The 18,828-nt window shown below is 41.5% G+C and carries 17 protein-coding genes; 12 read left to right on the forward strand and 5 right to left on the reverse strand.

Annotated elements, in window-relative coordinates; genetic code table 11:
- Positions 1–13: 13 nt before the first annotated feature.
- Positions 14–1,243: an ROK family transcriptional regulator gene (locus tag AC23N5_RS11750; RefSeq protein WP_183976190.1), complete on the reverse strand. Its 1,230-nt coding sequence runs from the start codon at positions 1,241–1,243 to the stop codon at positions 14–16.
- 354 nt (positions 1,244–1,597) lie between these two features.
- Between AC23N5_RS11750 and AC23N5_RS11755 the strand changes: the two genes are divergently transcribed.
- The 3 genes from AC23N5_RS11755 to AC23N5_RS11765 all read left to right on the forward strand — a co-directional run bounded on the left by AC23N5_RS11755 (position 1,598) and on the right by AC23N5_RS11765 (position 8,271).
- Positions 1,598–4,918, forward strand: a complete 3,321-nt coding sequence (locus tag AC23N5_RS11755) for a SusC/RagA family TonB-linked outer membrane protein (RefSeq protein WP_487755721.1) — start codon at positions 1,598–1,600, stop codon at positions 4,916–4,918.
- An 18-nt stretch (positions 4,919–4,936) separates the two neighbouring features.
- On the forward strand, positions 4,937–6,532 hold the full coding sequence (locus AC23N5_RS11760) for a SusD/RagB family nutrient-binding outer membrane lipoprotein (protein ID WP_487755722.1): 1,596 nt from the start codon (positions 4,937–4,939) through the stop codon (positions 6,530–6,532).
- Between the two features lie 245 nt (positions 6,533–6,777).
- Complete coding sequence (locus AC23N5_RS11765; protein ID WP_487755723.1) at positions 6,778–8,271, forward strand: FG-GAP repeat domain-containing protein; 1,494 nt, start codon at positions 6,778–6,780, stop codon at positions 8,269–8,271.
- A 112-nt stretch (positions 8,272–8,383) separates the two neighbouring features.
- Here the strand turns inward: AC23N5_RS11765 and AC23N5_RS11770 are convergent, their stop codons facing one another.
- The 3 genes from AC23N5_RS11770 to AC23N5_RS11780 form a co-directional block, all read right to left on the reverse strand.
- A complete protein-coding gene (locus tag AC23N5_RS11770) occupies positions 8,384–9,226 on the reverse strand; it encodes a sugar phosphate isomerase/epimerase family protein (protein WP_487755724.1) in 843 nt (280 codons plus the stop codon).
- A gap of 63 nt (positions 9,227–9,289) precedes the next feature.
- Entirely contained in the window at positions 9,290–11,005 is a 1,716-nt protein-coding gene (locus tag AC23N5_RS11775) for a GMC oxidoreductase (protein WP_487755725.1), read from the reverse strand.
- Positions 11,006–11,122: 117 nt separating this feature from the next.
- Positions 11,123–11,674 (reverse strand): gluconate 2-dehydrogenase subunit 3 family protein, encoded by a 552-nt coding sequence (locus tag AC23N5_RS11780; RefSeq protein ID WP_487755726.1) that lies wholly within the window; start codon positions 11,672–11,674, stop codon positions 11,123–11,125.
- A 170-nt stretch (positions 11,675–11,844) separates the two neighbouring features.
- On the opposite strand from AC23N5_RS11780, the gene AC23N5_RS11785 reads away from it, so the two are divergent.
- Positions 11,845–12,018, forward strand: coding sequence for an AAA family ATPase (locus tag AC23N5_RS11785; RefSeq protein ID WP_487755727.1), 174 nt, complete (start codon positions 11,845–11,847; stop codon positions 12,016–12,018).
- A 44-nt stretch (positions 12,019–12,062) separates the two neighbouring features.
- Here the strand turns inward: AC23N5_RS11785 and AC23N5_RS11790 are convergent, their stop codons facing one another.
- On the reverse strand, positions 12,063–12,347 hold the full coding sequence (locus AC23N5_RS11790) for a DUF4143 domain-containing protein (protein ID WP_487755728.1): 285 nt from the start codon (positions 12,345–12,347) through the stop codon (positions 12,063–12,065).
- Between the two features lie 289 nt (positions 12,348–12,636).
- On the opposite strand from AC23N5_RS11790, the gene AC23N5_RS11795 reads away from it, so the two are divergent.
- The 8 genes from AC23N5_RS11795 (at position 12,637) to AC23N5_RS11830 (ending at position 18,788) form a co-directional block, all read left to right on the forward strand.
- Positions 12,637–12,840: a type II toxin-antitoxin system VapB family antitoxin gene (locus AC23N5_RS11795; protein ID WP_487755729.1), complete on the forward strand. Its 204-nt coding sequence runs from the start codon at positions 12,637–12,639 to the stop codon at positions 12,838–12,840.
- Positions 12,837–13,217 carry a PIN domain-containing protein gene (locus AC23N5_RS11800; protein WP_487755730.1) on the forward strand — a complete coding sequence of 127 codons (381 nt, stop codon included), beginning with the start codon at positions 12,837–12,839 and terminating at the stop codon, positions 13,215–13,217. The genes AC23N5_RS11795 and AC23N5_RS11800 overlap by 4 nt, the downstream gene beginning before the upstream one ends.
- A 71-nt stretch (positions 13,218–13,288) precedes the next feature.
- Positions 13,289–13,522 carry a helix-turn-helix domain-containing protein gene (locus AC23N5_RS11805; RefSeq protein WP_487755731.1) on the forward strand — a complete coding sequence of 78 codons (234 nt, stop codon included), beginning with the start codon at positions 13,289–13,291 and terminating at the stop codon, positions 13,520–13,522.
- A gap of 181 nt (positions 13,523–13,703) precedes the next feature.
- On the forward strand, positions 13,704–14,270 hold the full coding sequence (locus AC23N5_RS11810) for an RICIN domain-containing protein (RefSeq protein WP_183976178.1): 567 nt from the start codon (positions 13,704–13,706) through the stop codon (positions 14,268–14,270).
- 41 nt (positions 14,271–14,311) lie between these two features.
- Positions 14,312–14,953, forward strand: a complete 642-nt coding sequence (locus AC23N5_RS11815) for a collagen-like protein (RefSeq protein WP_487755732.1) — start codon at positions 14,312–14,314, stop codon at positions 14,951–14,953.
- 240 nt (positions 14,954–15,193) lie between these two features.
- Entirely contained in the window at positions 15,194–16,891 is a 1,698-nt protein-coding gene (locus tag AC23N5_RS11820) for a tetratricopeptide repeat-containing sensor histidine kinase (RefSeq protein ID WP_487755733.1), read from the forward strand.
- Between the two features lie 161 nt (positions 16,892–17,052).
- Positions 17,053–17,730, forward strand: a complete 678-nt coding sequence (locus AC23N5_RS11825; protein WP_487755734.1) for a LytR/AlgR family response regulator transcription factor — start codon at positions 17,053–17,055, stop codon at positions 17,728–17,730.
- Between the two features lie 479 nt (positions 17,731–18,209).
- Positions 18,210–18,788, forward strand: coding sequence for a hypothetical protein (locus tag AC23N5_RS11830; protein WP_487755735.1), 579 nt, complete (start codon positions 18,210–18,212; stop codon positions 18,786–18,788).
- Positions 18,789–18,828 lie beyond the last annotated feature (40 nt).

The raw sequence follows: 18,828 nt of genomic DNA on the forward strand, positions 1-18,828 counted from the left end.
AGCGATAGTGAATCTAATTATTTTCAATCACTTTTTCTACCACGTACGCTTGCGTTCCCAACCATTTGGCTTCTTGCCCAAGTTGAGAAATAACCACGTTCAGGTTACTTCTAAAGTCCGTCAAGCAGTATTTGTTGATGGCTTGTTCGATGGGGTTCGTAATAAACGCACCCGCCTTGGCCACAATCCCATCCACGATAATGATTTCTGGATTGAACAGATGAATGGCAATCGACAGCCCTTTTCCAAGCTCCATCCCAATCTCGTGAAGAATATCAATGGCGAAGGAGTCACCCTGCCAAGCTGCATCAATGATAATTTCGGCGTCGATTTTCTCAATATCCATTCCAGACAGGCGCGAAATGCGACCATCGTTCAATCCTTTTTTGATACGGCGCAACAAGGAAGCCGCCGAAGTGATGGTATCCAGGCAACCCACTTTTCCGCAGTGACAAAGTTCGCCGTTGGGTACTACTTGAATGTGTCCAAGCTCACCCGCAAAGCCCGAAGCTCCCTGAAAAACTTCCCCATTTAGAATCACGCCAAGTCCAACCCCCCAATCAATATAGATGGCAAGCACGTGGTCTTTACCTTGTGCCAACCCAAAGCGGTGTTCGCCAAGGGTAGTTGCTTTGGTATCGTTGATGACATACACAGGAAATTTAAAGTGCCTTTCGAGCAATGTGCCAAACGATTGCTCGCCTTGGTTAAGGCTGCGGTAGGTAAAGTTAAAACCCTTACGGGCATCCACCAACCCTGCCACCGAAATCCCCATCGCCATAAAATCATCGTGACGAATATTGGATTCATTGATTACATCTTCGGTAGCTTCAATCAGTGCGCCCAGAAACTTAGAAGAATCTTCCAACTTCATGTCGAGGTCTCTCCGAAATACCACTTCGTTTTTGAGATTCATCACCAGCACTTTGGTATCGTGGGTATTTACGTCCAATACCAAAACATAATACCGCTCAGTACTTAGGCTAAACAAAACGGGCTTACGGCCTTGTTTCGTCACACCAGTCCCCACGGGCACAATCCACTTTTCTTCCACCATTTCCTCCACGATGCTCGTCACGGAAGGAACGCTGCTGTGAATAACTCGGGCCAACTCTGCAATAGAAGATGTACCAGAACGATAAAGTTCGATTAATATACGTCGGCGGTGTAAGTTCTTTTTATAATCAACGACCGAGGTTTTAGGTAAAGTATCTAATTCTGACGATGTAGTAGGTTCAAACATGCTATATATAAGTAGAATAAAGGAGATGCTAAATTAGTTTATTTTGTGGATATAAATATAATATTAATTTTTTTTACTTAATGCCGACATTTAAAAATATTTTTTTATTAACATCCATTTGGATTAATAAAATTATTGTTAACATTGTAAAAAATTTCCTAATCTCAGATTCACACAACTTTAACCAACTTTAGTTTTTATTTTTTTTTAATTAAAGCCCGACTACTTATTTACACCAAAGACAGGTCAGCCCTACGTCCCTAAATCTCTTACTATGAGATTTTTACACTCGCAACCAATTTTTACCAAGAATCCCTTTCTTATTTATTTTTAATTTTTAACCTCCATTACCAAATGAAACACAAATTACTTGCACTGATTGTCTTACTGACAATGATAGGCGGCTCTGTTTTCGCGCAAACGATTACAGGGAAAGTAACATCCCAGACTGATGGGCAGCCACTACCAGGTGTGTCGATCATCGTAAAAGGAACAAGTGCTGGTACGACGACCGATGGCAACGGGAAGTTCAGTCTTCAAGCTTCGGCCAAAACGGCCCTTGTATTTTCGTATATTGGATTCAAATCCCAAGAAATCCTTGTTGGTAATCGCTCAAGTATTGACGTTGTCCTTCAAGAAGATGCGTCTCAGCTCCAAGAAGTAGTAGTAACTGCACTTGGGATTGGCAAAGAACAGCGTGGATTGGGTTATGCCACTGCAACCATTAAAAACGATGCCCTTGTTAAAGTAGCATCTCCTAACTTCGCAGCAGCGCTTTATGGGAAAGCACCAGGTGTAATGATCAACGCTACGCCAGGTGGAGCTACGAGTGGGGTAAGCATTAGCATTCGTGGTTTTAGCTCAATTACTGGTAACACACAGCCACTTATCATTTTGGATGGTATCCCTATCAGAAATGGTGAAGCTAGAAATACTGACTATTGGGGTGACCAACGTATTCGTGGAAATGGTCTATTGGACATCAACCCAGCTGACGTTGAGAATATTTCCGTACTTAAAGGTGCATCCGCAGCTGCCCTCTATGGGTCAGAAGCCGTAAACGGGGTTTTATTGATTACAACAAAAAGCGGAAAAGGCAAAAAAGGCTTAGGCGTTGATTTTAACGCGAGCTACAACGTTGACAAAATCGCATACCTTCCTCGTTACCAAAACGTAAGAGGTCCAGGTTATCCTTTAAACTACAACAACGGTGGTCAGGATGCTGCTGGTTTTATTTATTACGATACCAACGGAGATGGAACAAAAGAAACACGTGGTTTGCTTGGTGCTACAGTTAACTTCGGGCCAAAATTTGACGGCCAACCAGTTATGTCATGGGACGGAGTAATTAGACCTTATTCTCCTTCTAACAATAGCTACGGTGATTTATTCCAAAACACGTCTAGCTCAAATGTCAACCTTGCGGTTTCAAAAGTATCTGACAATTCAAATGTTCGTTTTTCATTTACGCGTCAAGACAATGGAATGATTAGCTATGGTGCTAAAAACAGTAAAAATATTGCGAACCTTAACGCCAGCTTTAACCCTCACAAGAAATTAAAAACGGATTTGATGGTTAATTTTGTTAACCAACACACGCACAACCGTCCTTTCAAAGTAGATCGTATGATCAACAACTTTACGGGGATGATGGACCGTTTTGAATCAGCAGATTGGTACAATGCCAAATATCAAACTAGCCTTGGCTATAAGTTTGTCAATGGGGCAGGTACACAAAGTTTAACGCCCAACGAGAATATCCGATACAATGGTTTCAAAGGGGATATTGCGGATTACGTTTGGAACGTACGTAAAAATTCATCGGACGAATACAGCAACCGTGTTATTGCCAGCATTACCCAAAACTGGGATATTGTTAGTGGCTTAAACCTAAGAGCACGTATAGCGACTGACCTTACATCAGAGCGTATCGAAAACAAAAACTATAGCACAGTACCACTTGCTTTTGGATACAGTGGTGGTTTTTCAATGAACAACAATTTGTACAGTAGTGTATATGGTGATTTGCTTTTGACCTATTCGAAAAAACTGAATGAAGACATGACCGTTTCGGTAATGGGAGGCTATACTGCCAAAAGTGAATTGAATACGATGTTAAGTCGCAGAACTGACGGCGGTTTAAGTACCGAAAACTTCTTTGACATATCGGCTTCTGTAAACACGGCACTTGGTGGCCAAGGTCGTGATCGTTATATCAGAGACGCAACGTTAGGAACATTAAACTTCGACTATAAGAACATTGTGTTTGTGGAAGGAACTTTGCGCAGAGACCGCACTTCTACCTTAGCTCCAAATAGAAATTCATTCCTATATCCATCTGTCAACGCAAGTTTTGTGTTCTCTGATGCGTTTAAATTGCCTTCATTTATTAGTTTCGGTAAACTTCGTGCGTCTTATGGTGTAGTAGGAAACTACCCAGGTAGCTATTTGGCTAACGTCGCCTACAATCAGGGCACACTTAATATTCAACAGACAGGGGGGGGCTCAGTATTATATACTAGTACAAGTACCAACCCCTATGGAAATGACTTGATTCGTCCAGAACAAAAGCATGAAATGGAATTTGGTGTTAATGCAAAATTCTTCAATAACCGTTTTGGCTTGGATATTTCGTATTATAATGCACAAATTGTAGACCAAATCTTAGCGTTATCTATCCCATCCACAACAGGAGCAAGAACTATTCTTGCTAACATTGGTACGCTTAGAAACAAGGGATTAGAAATCGGAATTAATGCAAACATCATCAGAGGAAAATCTGCTTCTGATTTGAACTGGGATGCGACATTGAACCTTGCCAAGAACGTCAACAAAGTAGAAAAACTTGCTAACAACACTACTGAACTCTTGCACGCTGATTATGATGGCAATGCTGCTCAATTAAAATCTGTTGTTGGACAACCTATGGGTGATATTTATGCACACGGAATCCTTCAGAAAGATGGTAAAAATGTTGTAGGCCCAAGTGGTCTGTATCAACTTGACCCCGCTTGGAAAAAAGTAGGTAATGCCATGCCTAAAATTGTGGGTGGTTTTATCAACAGCCTTAGCTACAAAAACTTCAACCTAGAAGCAGTCGTTGATTTCCGCATCGGAGGAAGTATCATGCCAACAGGTATCAACTGGATGACATCACGAGGATTAACCCAACAAAGCTTGGGAAGCATGGATGCCGAGCATGGTGGACTTAGCTACTATGTAAAAGACGGAAAAGGAATTGCAACAACTGCAAACCAAGGCCCTAACGGAGAGACTGTTTACCACGATGGGATGCTGATGGACGGCGTTCTTTCTAATGGAGAGAAAAACACAAACATCATTTCGCAAGCTGTTTACTACAACAGTACATACAACTGGGGAGGGCCTCAATATAGTAGCTCACGCTATGAGTTGTACGTAACTGAAAACACCTACGCAAAAATGAGAGAGCTTTCATTTGGCTATACGTTGCCTTCATCGATTGCCTCTAAAATTGGTGCTCAAAGCCTGACCTTGTCTGTATTCGGCCGTAACTTGTTCTTTTTCTACAGAACAATCAAAGACTTGGATGCGGAGCAAACAAACGCAGGTACCCGTTGGACGGACAATGTAAACAACGCGGGGAATAACCCAGCTTTCCGTACAACAGGTGTAATGTTAAGAGCCAGTTTCTAATTTTAAATGAACAAGATAATGAAAAAAATATCATCCATTTTGCTGTCAGGACTCCTTCTATTTGCGATGTCTTGCAAAGAGTCAGAATTCATTGAAGCTTACGCAGACCCGTCAAAACTTGCTGCAACAACCATTGAAAAACAATTCACAGGGTTGTTACAATCAAACAAAGATTACGTCCTTCCTGGGTATCGTTGGTACTTTGTTACGCTCCGCACTACTATCAACCACTACGTGCAAACAACGGGTTGGGTAAACGGTGAAGGCCAATACATCCCTGGTTCTTCTGGTGTTGAAGATGTATGGTTTAATTACTATAACACACTTGCGCAGTATCGTGAACTACAGCGAGTTTTTGCCCAGCGCCCTGCTGAAGAGCAAAAAGAGAAGAAAATTTTCATGCTCGCCGCAACAGTTTACATATACGACTATACCCAAAAGCTGATTGACTTACATGGTCCAATCCCTTTCACTGAAGCGGGTATGTTAAGTGCAAACAATGGTGATTATGCGAAATCACTTGCAAAATTTGATTCTCCGCAAGACCTTTATACTAAAATGCTGGACGATTTGAAAAGCATTGCGACCGAGCTAAATACAATTACTTTATCTGCTGGTTACCAAAAAGCTTTTACTGTTCAAGACTTTGTCAACTATGGAGATGTGAATGCTTGGAAACGTTACACAAACTCGCTCCGCCTTCGTATGCTCAACCGCGTATCTGACGTAGAAAGTTTGAAGGCACGTTCAAATTCAGAAATCGCAGAAATTTTGGGTAATCCGACTACGTATCCTATTGTAGAAACGAATGCACAGAACATTCAAATGAATGTGTTTGATCTAAATTCTCCTATCAATTCAAAAGGATTTAGAGATGCACTTGAGTCTGGTGCTTCTTGGTATATCAATTTCGCAGGTAAGAAAATGATTGACCACATGAAAACAAATGCAGATCCTCGTTTGCCGATTATTTTCCAACCAGGCGCCAATGCAAATGGAGAATATTTTGGAATTGATCCAACTGCAAATGCAACAGTACAAGCAACCCTAGCCAGCGATGGTATGGCTGCGCTTTACAATCGCGTTACTTTCAGTGGAAACAACTTCTTCCCTGGGGTTTTGGTCAATGCTGCTGAAGTGAATTTGATCAAAGCAGAGTACTACTTGAGAACCAGCAATGACGCCAAAGCCCAAACAGCTTACGAAACGGCCATTGACCAGTCGGTGAATTTCTACAACAAAATATTGTCATTGAGCAACAATATCATTGGTGAGAAAAACATTCCAGTAGCTGCAACAGCCACTCAAATTGCGGCCTACATTGCAAAAGATGGCGTAAACTGGACCAAAGCAGGTACGGCAGCTAACAAGTTGGCGCTCATTGCTGACCAAAAGTGGCTTCACTATAACATCACTCAGCCATTTGAAAACTGGTCTGATGTAAGAAGACTTGATTTGCCTAAATTTAGTTTTGTACCAGATAACTCCAACAATCAAACTTTGCCTCCATACCGTTGGACAATCCCTAGCAACGAAATTACGTACAATCCCAACTATGCGGCGGTTAAAGCGCAAGATAATCTTACCACCAAGATTTTCTGGGATGTAAAATAAGCACATCTGTCAATTAGATTTGCTGTAATTTTTCCTTATGGTATCTAAATTACAGTAAATCTAATGAGCAAAAGATAACCTAACTACCAAACTTTTTTGGGATGTTAAATAGTACTTTTAACCATGTATGCAGTATTCATACATTAAAAATACAACGTTAGAGTTGAACTTTGGTAAGTAGTTAGAATTCCGAGATAGGTTTTATCTCGGAATTTTTTTTATTTTTCGATTCAAATTTCTCCATTATGACTTCTAAAATTACGGGACTACTCATTGCACTCTTTTGGGCAACAAATGCTTTTTCTCAAGGAAAGCAACTTGCTTTAACGCATTGCCAAAGTTGTCATTTGTACCCTGAACCAGCGCTGTTGGACAAAAAAACGTGGGCGAATAGTGTACTTCCCAACATGGGACTTCGGTTGGGGATCAAAGACGCAGGTAACAATCCGTATGCAGACCTCGACCCTAAGGAGGAAGCCTTATTGCGGCAAGCTGGTACATACCCCGAAACGCCGCAATTGTCGCAAGAAGCGTGGAAACAGATTGTTGATTTCTACGTACAAACGGCCCCTGAATCGCCATTGCCACAACCCAAACACGCTCCTATCGTACCAACGTTAGCACAATTTGAAGCCCTCGAAGTAAAAGTGCACGACAAACCCATTCCCCAAACATCGCTGCTCAAGTTTAATCCTAAAAATGGCATTTTGTACGTGGGTGATGCCCAAAATGAATTGTACGAAGTCGATTCACTTCTTCAATTACGAATGGCTTGGAACGTCGATAGTCCACCGTCGGCCATTTCATTTCCAACCAATGCCCCTCCCCGCTTGCTCACAATTGGGTCATTTCGTCCTTCTGACCAAGCATTGGGCAAATTAATTGTTCTTGACACTGCCGTGGCCAACGCCACCCTTTATTTTGACGCCATTCAGCGGGGTGTTGACTTTGCTACGGCCGACCTCAACCAAGACGGCCAAGAAGATGTCGTGATTTGTCACTTTGGAAATAACACAGGAAAACTGGCGTGGTACGAGAGCATGTTGCCCGAAAAAGAACACATTTTACTCTCGCAACCTGGTGCTCGCAGGGTGGAAATCAGAGACATGAACAACGACAAAAAACCTGACATCGTGGTGTTGATGGCACAAGCCCGCGAAAGTATTCACATTTTTTATAACCTCGGCAAAGGCCAATTTAAAGAAAAAGTGGTACTTCAATTCCCCCCTGTGTATGGTGTAAGTTATTTTGAGTTCGTAGATTTTAACAAAGACGGCGCATTAGATATTTTATTGACCAACGGCGACAATTGGGATTATTCCGCCATTTCTAAAAACTACCACGGCATTCGTCTTTTTCTGAACGATGGAAAGGACAATTTTAAAGAAGCGTGGTTTTATCCGCTCTACGGCACCAGCAAAGCTGTGGCGCGAGATTTTGACAACGACGGTGACCTCGACATCGCTGCCATCTCTTTTTACGATGACCTCGACCGACCCGAACAAGGTTTTTTGTATTTTTCCAACAAGGGTAACTTTCAATTTGACGTCTCAAGCACACAAGCTGCCGCTGCAGGAAAGTGGCTTACTTTAGAAGCCGCCGACATCGACCGCGACGGCGATACCGACCTTGTACTTGGCTCGTATTTTCACAACGTTGGCGAACTAACCAAGCTGATGTTTAAGGGAATTTTGTCCATCCCTCAGCTTCTTGTTTTAAAAAATCAACACATAAAATAAGCAAAGTTAATTGTTATCCGTTAATCGTTAACTGTGCTTAATCATTTAAAAGGGGCTGGATATTGGCCAAAGCCTTACCCAACCCCAATTACTTATTACCGACAGGTGTTCACTATTTACGACTCGCTTGGCAAACTCCTTTGAAGTACCCCACCGATTCGGCGATACCCGCCAACGGGTCTTTCATGTCTTTTTCGTATTCTAAACTACAACTTCCGCTGTACTTGATTTTGCGAAGCATGGCCACAAACGCAGGCACGTCGATGATACCGCGTCCAAGTTCGCAGGTTTTTCCTTCTTTAGAAGCCGCCGTTACGTTTTTGAGGTGAATGTCAAAAATACGGTCGGCGTATTTTTTGAGGTCAGCAATTGGATCATCACCAAAACGCGCATCATGGCCCATGTCAAAACACAATCCCATACGCGGGTCGAGGTTTTTAACGGCATTGATAACCGACGACGCATTAGGCCACAATTTAATGTCGGGACCGTGAATATGAATCGCGTAACGCATGTCATATTCCTTCACTTTTTTGTCGATATACGGCAACAACTCTTCGTTTGGTACACCCACAATCAGCTTTACTCCTACCCGCTTGGCATATTCAAAACCATTGTCGATTTCTTGAGTCGTTTTCATGTAAATCGGCCCCACGGCATAGCCCGTTACGTTAGAGGCTTTGAGGGTGGCATGAAACGCCGCGATTTGTTCGTCGGTGCTATTAAAAGGCAAGTGAAAATCTTTGATACAGAGGTAGTGAACGTCCACCTTACGCATCATTTCGAGGGCTTGATCTAGTTTAAAATGCACAAAACTATAGCCTGCGATTCCTAGCTTGAACAAATCTTCTTGGGCTTTGGGCGTGCTCGCATTTTCGTGCGCCATGGCGGGTGCAACTGCCCCAATCGCCAAAGCGCTACTTGCTTGTTTAAGAAACTTTCTACGGTTATTCATCTTTTTCTCTTGTACTTTTTTTCTTTAAGAAAGGCAAAAAAAGGAAACAGATACTGTTTTGAGCTACAATTCTCTTTTTTTCAAAGACTTCACTGCATGATCTACTGCACGGGCCGTAAGCGCCATGTAGGTAATGGATGGATTGACACAAGACGCCGACGCCATCGCTGCACCGTCGGTGACGAATACATTTTTACTGTCATGCACTTGATTGAAAGAATTCAAGACCGAAGTTTTTGGGTCGCGCCCCATCCTAGCCGTTCCCATGTCGTGAATGCCCAGTCCAAGGTGCGTTGGGCGGTCGTAAGGAGTCACGTTCTTGAACCCTGCTGTTTCCAACATTTCTACCGCCGAAGCTACGATGTCCTTGCGAATCGCACGGTCATTGTCACTAAAGGCTGCATCAAACACAATCAATGGCACACCCCATTTATCTTTTTTGTCGGGGTCGAGGTACATTCTATTGCTGGGGTCGGGCAAAACTTCCCCAAAACCACCAATGCTGATGGCCCATGCCCCTGGCTTGGTCAAGTTTTCTTTAAAATCACCGCCAAAACCATCGGCGGCCACGCCACGGTTCCAGCCTTCGCGGCTCGCTCCGCCTTGATAGCCAAAGCCCCTGAGATACGCCGTTTGTTTATCGTTCCCCCAGTTTCGGAAACGAGGAATGTAAAGCGCGTTGGGTCGCTGTCCATATACATAATCGTCTTCAAAACCTTCGATACTCGCCGTAGCTCCTGCGCCAAGTTGGTGATCCATGAGATTACGCCCTACTTGGTCGCTATCGTTTCCGAATCCGTTGGGGAAACGCCTCGATTTAGAGTTAAGCATCAACGCAGCGGTATTGATAGAACCTGCGTTTAAGAAGATAATTTTTGAGAAATAATCGGTAACAAGATTGTTATGCTGATTGATAACCCGAACGCCAACGGCCTTATTTTTTTGGTCATCGTAGATAATTTCGGCCACAATCGAATCGTGTAACATCGTTAGGCGTTTGGTACGCATGGCAGCGGGAATCGCGCCCGACAGCGAACTATAATATCCACCATAAGGACATCCACGGGCGCATTTATTACGGTACTGGCACGATGCTCTACCAAGCTCGGTATGAATGGCTTGGGGTTGCGTAAGGTTGGCCACCCGCCCTACCGTTACGGGGCGATTAAACTTGTCGAACATCACTTTTTTGAAATAAGCCTCAGGCGCAAACAGCGGCATGGGCGGCAAAAAATGCCCGTCGGGCAGTACGTCCAAGCCTTCTTTTTGGCCACTTACGCCCACAAATTTTTCCACGTGTGTGTACCAAGGCTCCAAATCTTCGTACCGAATCGGCCAGTCGATACCGATGCCTTCTTTGGCATTAGCTTCAAAATCTTGTTTGTTCCAGCGGTACGACTGACGCCCCCAGTGCATGGATTTCCCACCCGTATGGTACGCGCGAATCCAGTCAAAAGGACGTTTTTCAACGTACGGATTTTCTTTATCGTTGGTCAAATGGTTTACCACTTCTTCGCTGCCGAGCCCCCAAAAACGGCTATTAGCCCAGCGTTCTTCGGCCGATACGAGCGTGGTTTTTCCACGGTGTTCAATTTCCCACGGCTGTTTCATGGCCGTGTCGTAATCTTGGACGTGCTTGATTTCTTTTCCACGCTCAATCATCAACACCTTCATGCCTTTTTCGGTCAGTTCTTTCGCTGCAAAACCGCCCGTCATCCCCGACCCAACGACAATGGCGTCAAAGGTATTTTCTTTCGTTGCTTTTATATTTAAGTACATGATTTTCAAAATATTATGTGAGTGATGAGAGTTAAGAGATGAGTGATGAGAGTTGAGTATGTAAGAATGTCTTATAACTCATCACTCCTCTCTTATAACTCCTCACTAAATTTACACTTAATACGCGTATGATTTTTGGTTGGGTTTGAGCTTGATATTTTCCAATTTCCCAGGAATTTGTACGTACTCAAACGAAGCCTTGATGCCCGCTTCGGAGGTAAAATACCCCAACAGCGTCAGTTCTTTCATCAATCGCCAAAAAGGAACCGTTTTTGATGGAGTCTTCATTTGTTCTTTGGTTTGCTGCTCCATCATTTTGAGCGCACCGCGCCGTTCGGCCTCATTCAGTTCCAAAAATTTCAGTTGTTCCAACGAAGTTACCCCCTCCATAAAACGCTGGTGGTCAGGCTGCAAATAACAATCCTTGAGCATCATCTCGACAAAAGTAGGCACGCCCACGTCTTTGGCGCCTGCGGTATTGGTGCGTGGGATAATCATTTCGGCTACTTCTGCGATAATCTTTTGCTGCGTAGCCGTTAAGCTAAACGCCGCAGCGTTTGTGGTAGGAGTTGTGGCCTGCTCCCAATGGTTCATGGCCATGAGGGTTGGCGCCGATAGCGTTCCTCCAAACATCAAGGCAACACTTTTAATGACCTCTCTTCTGTTCATTTTTCCTGAGTTGATTGGTAAATTGGGTTAATTACTTTAAAAGAATTTTAAGGCTGTTTTTTAACCGTTAGCGTACAATTATCACCCTCTCGAAAGTTTTGAACTTTTATTTAGCACCTTCCCGAAAGTTTGGAACTTTCGGGAAGGTGACACTTTTTCAAATGAAAAATATGATACAACACCTATATCAAGACCTACTAAACTGGAAAAATTCGTCCACAAGAAAGCCGCTCATTTTGCAAGGAGCACGGCAAGTGGGAAAAACATGGCTGATGAAAGAGTTTGGGAAAAGAAAATTTGAACAAGTTATTTTAACAAAATTCGGCCAAAAACTGCCTCAGTGATAAATGGTTAATGCCTTCCTAATACTAAATTAACTTGGCATGTTCTATCTCAAAAAATCTTCAAAATTACCAGGACTAATCAACTGTTTTTCAACTGGTTGATATGCTTCTACAAAAGAATTGGGGATCTTATTTTTGGCTTTGGGATTCCATTTGAATTCGTACGCATACATCTGTCCGCCTCGTTCTTCAATATAATCAATTTCTTGCTGAGCGTGGGTTCGCCAGAAATAAGCTTTTGTCGTACTGTTGTTGTAGTGATTTGCTTTCAAACGCTCGCTTATCAAGAAATTTTCCCATAAAGCTCCTGTATCATTTCTTAATGCCAACGGATTAAAATTCCCAATGAGGGCTTGTTTTACCCACTTGGCGCGGCCCTAAAACAATCAATACTTTACCCTCATTCCAATGACCTTCCAAGTGCGCCTTGAGCTTTCTTTGCTATCATTTTATATAAATCTACAGATTATAATCTACAAATTCATATAAATTTATTGATTATAGTATATCTCTCCTTTTTTCTTGATGATTGATTTTTCACATCTACAAACAGAAAAGGGGGTAGCTAAGTTGTTTGTTTTTATATATATTTGTATATCAATAATTATATACTTCAAAATGAAAACAACCATTGACTTACCCGACGAATTGATTGCTGAGGCGATGCTTGCGACGGGCTCCAAATCCAAGATTGAAGCCATCAAAAAAGCCTTACATGAAGTTATTTTACGAGAAAAGCGCCTAAAACTACTTAGTTTCAAGGGCAAAGTTGATTTAGATATTGATTTGAATAGCTTACGCGATAGAACCTCCAAACCATGATTTTGATAGATACATCCGTTTGGGTGGGGTATTTTCGCAAGGGCGAAAATGCGGAGTTATTGGAAAAATTAATCAATTTGGATTTGGTTTGCACCAACGAAATCATACTTTCTGAACTCACCCCCGCCTTACAACATACACGCCAGACGGAGGTCATCGAAAGTTTGAATGCGCTGCCTTGTGTACCTTATTCTATTTTTTGGGAAGGAATTAGAGCGCTACAAGTTTTGAATCTTAAAAATGGCATTAATAAAGTGGGCTTACCAGACCTTATGATAGCCCAGCATTGCCTCGACCAAAACCTTGAGCTATGGAGTTTGGATAAGCACTTTCGATTAATGGCACAGCAGACAACCTTAAAATTGACTAACTTTTAACTAAGTATGGAATAGAACTGCTAAACGATTACTTTTTATCCGAAAAACCCCATACCAACAGCCTACCTTCAGTGGCGTATTGTCCAGAAGAGTTGCATCTTTCTGCCAACTATTTTGGGGATTTAATCAAGAAAGAAACGGGACAATCGGCCAAAGATTACCTCTTGAACAAAACCATTGAAATAACCAAAATAGTTGAAAGCGACAAAACTGTCAATGAAATCGCCTACAACCTGGGCTTCAACTATCCACAAAACTTCACACGATTTTTTTTTAATCGCAACGGCGACCCGTCAGAAGGTTGAGCGTAGTCCTATGGACTTTCGGGGGGAATTGCAAAATCCTACTTTCTATCCCTAAAATCAGGCTTATATCCCAGAAATTTTGCAGGCATTAATGAGGCAAGTAGGTTTGCTGCACAACAACCAAGCAGGAAGCCGAAAATGCTTATTTAGAGTAGGCAAAATTTACTAAGAACCCTCAAAAATGAAAACTTTAAAAACCCTTGTAACAATTCTGTTCATTGGTCTTACATTAACATCCTATGCCCAAGAGAGAGGACATTCTTTTAGTCCTAATTATAAAGGCTATTATTATTTGCGAACAGCATTCACGGGCGATGCACTATCTCTTGAAAGCAATGGTTCAGCGAGTAATGTTATGAGTGGCGCATCGTTCATGTCTTCGCAAAAAGGTGCGACTGGAACCATGTGGAAATTAGTTCCGGATGCTAAAAACAAAGGGTGGTATCGCTTACAATCGAAAGATCAGGGCGATGGTAAATGTTTAGAAGCTAATACTGCTGGGGGGGAGAAAGACGGTCGGTCTTTTATGGATAACGTTCAAGATGTAACAGGCCAGCTATGGCGATTGGATTTAGTAAGTGCCACTAACGGCGACCACCTCTATAGATTGCGTACGATGCTGCATGGCAACAACTTTTCTTTAGAAGGAAATAAGCCTGATAATAAATCCGTATATTCTGGCAACGCATTTATGGATAAAACTCAAAATGTTTCGGGCCAAATGTGGAGATTAGTGCCAGTACAATAAAGCCTTACTTATCCCAAAACTGCCTATCGGCTAGTATTAAATTGAAAATTTCAACCTTTTATCAACCAATCAAATTTTCCGACAAAGTCACACATTTTAGTATGAACAAATCATCCATTATTTCAGGCGTTTTATCAGTACTTGTAGTATGCGGTAGTTTATTATTTACCAGTTGTGAAGGCCCAGAAGGGGCTGTTGGTCCCGCAGGCCCAGCAGGACCCGCAGGACCGACTGGTGCCAGCGGCCCCGCTGGCCCTGCCGGGCAAACTGGCAATGCCAACGTGATTCAAATCTCATACGCAGCCAAAACTTGGACGGCTGCAAAAGGCTCAGTTCAACAATTTATTTTCCCTTCCAATGTCACGACGGCAATAATGAATAGTAGTGCTGTATTGGTCTATATGACCGATGCCACACCAAATAACGCAACCTCTTATGGTTGGTATGCTATCCCTGGTATTGTTCCATCAAATGGCGTTGAACATGAATTCTACACACAAACTAGTTTTGCTGGCAACACCACAGGAATAAATATTTATAGAAAAGTAGCTTCGACTTCAACCCTAGCAGCTTCAACTCGTATAGTGATTATCCCCGCCAACGACATCCGCAATGGCCGTAAGGCATCGGTAGATTTTGCTGATTATAATGCTGTGAAGGAGTTTTATGATCTGAAAGATTAGTAAATAGACCTCTGTAAACCACTAAAATGAATACAATTTTGTGTTAAGTTTACAGAAAGATTTATTAATGCAAATAAAATCAACTTCCCGAAAGCGTTAGCCCTTTCGGGAAGTTCTTTCGCAATTATGCCGAGCCAACTCATTAAAATATTACTTTTACTAATCACGGCTCTGGCTACCTCTGGCTTCGCTCAACCGCTTAGTCTGCCTACAAAAGAGGTAGATAGGTTGAAACAAAATTTGACTGAGGTTATTGACGACACCAATCGGGTGATTAGCTTGTGGCAGTTGGCCAGATATCATACCATGACAGACCCCCGCCAAGCGGTTGTGTATGCCACGGAGTCTATTCGCCTCGCCCGAAAACTTAATTATACTTATGGCGAATTAGTGTCTTTGCAGGCGTTGAGCTTTGTCTCAACCATCACGGGTGACTGGCAAAACGGTATGCAGACGGCGTATGAAGGCTTGCAGGTAAGTCAAGCAAAATACCCCAAACTGGAAATCGTTTTTTATAATTTAATAGCCCTCGTTTACGAAAAACAACAAGATAGCCAACACCGATTAGAATGGTTATTAAAAGCCAAAAACCACCCCGAAATAGAATCGCTTCCCAATAACGGAAAATGGCTGATTTATCATAATCTTGGCGAGGTTTACGAAAACCTAAATGAATTTGACTCTGCCATGTATTATGGCAAACTAATAGATACGAGTTGTCGAAAATTGAACATCCCTATAGAGGTATCGTATGCCAATGCCGTGATGGGAAGGGTAGAAAAAAAACGCAAAAACTACCCACAGGCATTGCATTACCTAAGAACTGCGATTGGTTTCTCAAACAAATTTGGCAATCCTTTTTTAGAGTCCGAACAGTCGGTTGATTTAGCGGGGGTTTTTCAGGCAATGAACCAACCTGACTCCGCTATTTTTTATGCAGAAAAAGCCTTAGCAGGCGGCCGACAATTCAAAAACTTAGTGCTTACTATAAACGCAGCCAAACTTTTAGCTCAAATCTACGAACAAAAGAATCCAGCCAAGGCTATCAATTATCTAAAAATTGTAAATGCCTCTAACGATAGCCTTTATACTACTTCTAGAATTTTTCAAACGCAAAATATTGTAAATACTATCAAACAGCGTGAACGAGAATTAGTAGAAGCTAAAAAAGAATACGACTATTCTATCAGGCAAAATACACTCATTGGATTTCTTACGTTTTTTGGGGTTCTGACCCTCATTTTGATTCGGAACAACCGTCAAAAACAGAAAAGTAATGCGATTTTGAAAGATAAAAATCGAGAAATTAGTCTTCAAAAAGACGAAATCGAAAAAACAATGGAGCAAAAACAGGTGCTCCTTTCTGAACTGCAACACCGAGTAAAAAACAATTTGCAGTATGTGATCAGTATCTTAGAAATCCAGAAAGAATCGGCGAGCCATAGCAACATTGACGACTTGATAAGAAGCAACCAGAATCGCATTCATTCGATTGCTTTGCTCCATAAAAAATTGAATGTTTCGGAAAGTGTCAATGACGTGGACTTGAAACGATACGTAACCGACCTATCCGAACTCGTCAAGGATTCGTATGACATCAAAGGAAACAATGTGAGCCTGTTTGTCACTTGTGACATCGAGACGTTGTCTATCACAAAAGCCTTGCCGTTGGGCTTAATCATCGTCGAGTTGGTCAGCAATAGCATGAAACACGCCTTCAAAAATCAACCAAACGGCATCATTAATATCGAAATTGCCCAGGATAAAAACTCAAAAAAGAATTGCCTGCACTATATTGACAATGGTATTGGCTTTGATTTTAAGAATATACAAACCAAAGGGCTTGGGGTAGAAATCACAAAAGGGCTGATTGACCAACTCAATGGCACCGTGGAAACACAACTCAAAAAAGGGTTTGAACTGAAAATGTGTTTTTAAGTAGTAGAGCAACCATTTTGAGGTATTTGCTTTAACACAATTCATTGACTCTGAACGGATAACAATTTTTACACTAAAAAACGTAAAATCGGTATAAATCAGTCAAATCAGCGTCATCTGTGTTCCATTTTTTAGTTTATAACTCGAATTACTTCAAGAAAATGAATTCAAAAACCATACTAATCGTAGAAGACGATTTTCTGAATAGAAGGCTCACCAAAAAGGTTCTTCAAGAAAATGGGTATCAGACTTTGGAAGCAAAAAATGCCAATGAAGCCTTGGCTATTCTCAACAAGGAATTGGTTGACCTCGCTATTCTTGACATCAATCTTGGCGATGGCGAAATGGATGGTATCAGCTTAGGGAATCTCATTCAAAACAAACAAAAAGTACCATTTATCTATCTGACTGCCTACGAAAATGCCAAAGTCATCAGCGAAGCTGTTGCCACCTCGCCCTACTCTTACCTCACCAAACCATTCAAAAACAGCGACTTGATAGCATCCATTGAATTGGCAATCATAAAATCTTCAAAGGAAGACAAACCCAAACCTACCATTTTGGTAAAAGATGGCGAATACAAAGTCGAATTACCCATTGAAGACATCAATTTTATCAATTCAGAAGGAAATTATTTACTCTTTTATACCAATGAAAAAACGTATAAATCGCGCGCTACTATTTCGCAAATTTTAGAATTATTACCCTCCTCAAAATTTATTCAAATCCACAGGGCATTTATAGTCAACAAGGATAAAATTGAGAAGTACAATGCTAAAAATGTAGTAATAAAAAACACAACAATACCGCTTTCTAAGAAAGACCTTTTTGAGAAATAGAGTTTACATTTAAGCCCCATATTTTTCTCTATTTTTGGTATATTGTTCCAACAATTTATATATTTCCCGAAGGGTTGATCAATTCTGCTACTTCTTCGAGTGTAACACCTTACATTTAAGACTTCAAGTCCTTGGTTTCCTAATTTTCAAGTTTGCATAGCCTTTAATTCCTATTTATATTAGCAACAAATTTACAATTAATGCCTTGTTTGAAAAGTAATATGATATTTTTTATCCCGCAGATAAACGCAGATTAAAATTCAACGCGGATTGGCGCAGATAAGCTCATTAGCCGAATTAATCACCCAAAATCTGCGGTTATCTGCGGTTTTAGAATCAGCGTAAATCTGCGGGTAAATTATAAAGAAACTTAATAAACAACGTATTCAGTAGTAAAAACACAACAATACCACTTTCTAAGAAAGACCTTTTTGAGAAATAGAGTTTACATCACGATCCCGTCCTTTTCTCCATCGATTATGCAAAAGAAATCGTCCTACTATTTGTTTTTTGTGCTGTTGCTGATTGCTACGAACACACTTGCCCAAAATAAAATATCCAGTTTGGTCTTTTGGGAAAACCTTAAAAAGCACTGTGGAAAATCGTACGAAGGTGAAATTACAGAAGGTGCTGACAATGAAACTTTTAAAGGAAAAACTTTAAAAATGCAAGTTCTGGCTTGCGAAAACGATGTCATCAAAGTTCCATTTTATGTAGGTGAAGACAAATCACGGACTTGGGTTTTCACTTTAATTGGAGATAAAATTCTGCTCAAACACGACCATCGGCATCAAGATGGCACCCCTGACAAAGTAACTATGTATGGTGGCAAAAGTCCGAATGTGGGTCAGACAGACATCCAGATGTTTCCAGCCGACGAAGAAACAGCACAATTGCTTCCAGCCGCTGCCACAAATGTTTGGTGGGTTGGGTTAAAAGATGATACCTTTACCTATAACTTACGGCGCATCGGTTCAGACAGATATATCTCCATAAAATTCAATCTTGCCAAACCTATTGTTTTAGATTGGCAGCCCTGGGGTTGGCAAGGGAAATGATTTTCTTAAACTCCTTCGCCTATTTCTAGTTAATATACTA

The sequence above is a fragment of the Runella sp. R5_40 genome (genome assembly GCF_057652295.1).